Source organism: Paenibacillus forsythiae T98 (assembly GCF_000520735.1).
GTDB classification, from domain to species: domain Bacteria; phylum Bacillota; class Bacilli; order Paenibacillales; family Paenibacillaceae; genus Paenibacillus_AQ; species Paenibacillus_AQ forsythiae.
On record NZ_ASSC01000208.1, the window covers coordinates 1 to 3015 of the forward strand.

The window sequence follows — 3015 nt, forward strand, 5'->3', positions numbered from 1 at the left end:
GTGCCCGCTTCGGCAAGCTCATCAATGAGATGGTCGCCTCGGGGGAGCTTGGGGCGCCGATTGTCATCGGCCGCGATCATCTGGACGCCGGGTCCGTGGCCTCGCCTAACCGGGAGACGGAGAGCATGAAGGACGGCAGCGACGCCGTCGCCGACTGGCCGATCCTGAATGCCCTCGTCAATACCGCTGCGGGAGCAAGCTGGGTGTCGGTTCACCACGGGGGCGGCGTCGGGATGGGATACTCGCTGCATGCGGGCATGGTTGTGGTGGCGGACGGGACGGAGGACGCCGGAAGGCGGCTTGAACGCGTGCTGACCACAGACCCCGGCATGGGCATTGCGCGCCACGCGGATGCCGGCTATGAGCTTGCCGTGGACACGGCGAAGAAGAAGGGGGTCCATATTCCGGGACTTCAATGAAGGGGGCCGAAGAATGGGGCAAATAACCTATGTCAAATCCGCCTCCCAGCTGATTTGCATGGATGGAGAAGGCGGGCCGAGAACGGGCAGGGGCATGTCCAGGCTGGGAATCATTGCAAGCGGAAGCGTCGTTATAGAGGACGGAATCATTGTCTTTGCCGGTTCCGACGCGCTGGCGGAGCAGTATTTAAGCAGACGCCAGAGTGAAGCCGAGATTGTGGACGCCAGGGGAAAGGTCGTTACGCCGGGCCTTGTCGATCCCCACACGCATGCGATATTTGCGGGGAGCCGGGAAAATGAACTGGAGCTGCGCCTTCAAGGGGTCAAATATATCGATATTCTGAAGCGGGGCGGCGGCATTCTGAATACGGCCCGGAGCACCAGGGAGGCTGCCGAAGAAGAACTGGTGCGGCAATCCAGGCTCCGGCTGGACCGTTTCCTTCTCCACGGCGTCACGACGATTGAAGCCAAGAGCGGCTATGGGCTGACCGTACAGGATGAACTGAAGCAGCTGCGCGCCGCGCGTGCGCTTAATGAGCTTCACCCCATCGACGTGGTCCCGACATTTATGGGCGCCCATGCCGTTCCCGAAGAGTACAGGAATAACCCGGAAGGTTATGTCGATCTGGTCGTTAACGAAATGCTGCCGGCGGTGGCTGAGTACGGGCTGGCCGAATACTGCGATGTGTTCTGTGAGCAAGGCGTCTTTAATACCGCCCAGTCCCGGAGGATTCTGGAGGCGGCGGGAGGACTCGGCTTCAAGCTGAAGCTGCATGCCGATGAAATCGCGGAAGGCTTCGGGGGCGCGGAGCTGGCTGCGGAGCTTGGCGCCGTGTCGGCGGAGCATTTGCTGAAGGCCTCGGCGGAGGGCGTTCAAGCGCTGGCGAAGAGCGGCACGGTTGCGGTGCTGCTTCCCGGAACGGCCCTGTTCCTGATGGAGCGGCCCGCCGCCGCCCGGAGCATGATTGAAGCGGGGGTCCCCGTCGCTTTGTCCACCGACTGCAATCCCGGCTCATCGCCTACCGTCTCCATGCCCTTTATCCTGAGCGCCGCTTGTCTGACGATGAGGATGACCCCGGCGGAAGTATTGACGGCGAGTACGATCAACGCGGCTTATGCGATTGGCAGAGGGGAGAAGATCGGCAGCATCGAAATTGGCAAGCAGGGGGATCTCGTCCTGTTCGACGCCGACAATTACCGCCAGCTTCCGTATTACTACGGGATGAATCTGGTGCATACGGTCATCAAGAAGGGACGGGTGGTTGTAAAAGGAGGGGTTCTCGTTGACGGATAAAAGCCCCCGCATCAACCGGGACAGACTTGAACGCAGCCTTCGGGAGCTGGCCGTCTTCGGACAGAATGCGCGCGGAGGGCTGGACCGGACCGCCTTTACTCCCGCCGAGCTGGAGGCGAGAGCGTGGCTTAAGGCGGCGCTGGAAAAGGAGGGACTCCGCGTCAGAATCGACCCGGCGGCGAATATCTGGGGAAGCAGAGCCGCAGCGCTGCCGGAGCTGCCAGCCATCGTCTGCGGATCGCATATCGATACAGTGCCGGACGGAGGCAAGTACGACGGAGCGCTCGGGGTGTTAATGGCGCTGGAAGTATTGAGAACGCTGAATGATTCGGGGATCGCTACTCGCCATCCCTTTGAACTGGTGTCGTTCAGCGCGGAAGAGCCCAATCCGTTCGGACTATCCACCTTCGGCAGCCGGGCGGCCACGGGCAAGCTTACAAGGGAGCAGATCATCGGCGTGAGGAACTCCGAAGGGACGCTGCTGGCGGATGCCTTGAAGGAAGCCGGGGGAAGCCCGGAACGCTTTGAAGAGGCGGCGCTGCCGGAGGGGGCGGTCAGCGCCTTCGTGGAGGTGCATATCGAACAGGGGAGACGTCTGCTTCGCCGGAGCCTTCCGATTGGCGTCGTTACCGCAATAACCGGAATCTACCGTGAAGAGGTTACGGTGAGAGGAGAAGCCAATCATGCGGGAACGACCCTGATGGAAGACCGCAGCGATGCGTTGACCGCAGCCGCCGAAATCGTTCTCGCCGCCGAGCAGATTTGCCGGAGCTTCCCCGCCGCCGGGGTGGTCGGCACGGTCGGACAGCTTAACATCAAGCCGAACGCGCCCAATATTATTCCGGCGGAAGCCGTGTTTCTGGTCGAATTCCGCGCGGAGTCCCGGGAGCAGCTCCGTCAGGTCTTGACGGAATGGGGTCTTCGGCTGGAGCTGTTGTCGAGCCGCCGCAGGTCCTTGGTGACGCGCAGGCTGATTCTGGACCAGGCCCCGTCTCCGATGGACCGGACCGTCATGGAAGCCCTCGAAAGGCAGGCGGAGCAGCTTCGGATTCCCTCTTGCCGTCTCGGAAGCATGGCCGGCCATGACGCGGCTCATCTGGCCTCCATCACCCGAAGCGGAATGATATTCGTCCCGAGCCTGGGCGGCAAGAGCCACTGCCCGGAGGAAGAGAGCCGCATGGCGGACATCGAGCAGGCCGCCAATGTGCTGCTGCACACATTGCTCGATCTGGATGCCGCTCTGGACGCGGGAGGAGGAGCGCTTGAAGGCAGCTGTTCAAGGCGGATCAGGTCTATGCGGAC

At 62.2% G+C, this 3015-nt stretch carries 2 protein-coding genes and 1 pseudogene; all 3 read left to right on the forward strand.

Annotation, left to right across the window (positions count from 1 at the left end; genetic code table 11):
* A pseudogene (locus tag L692_RS28040) lies at nucleotides 1-419 on the forward strand (urocanate hydratase); the annotation flags it as partial.
* Nucleotides 420-432: 13 nt separating this feature from the next.
* Nucleotides 433-1713, forward strand: coding sequence for an imidazolonepropionase (hutI, locus tag L692_RS0107295; protein ID WP_025698529.1), 1281 nt, complete (start codon nucleotides 433-435; stop codon nucleotides 1711-1713).
* A partial coding sequence (locus tag L692_RS0107300; RefSeq protein WP_025698531.1) for a Zn-dependent hydrolase occupies nucleotides 1703-3015 on the forward strand: 1313 nt, incomplete at its 3' end. The genes hutI and L692_RS0107300, both read left to right, overlap by 11 nt.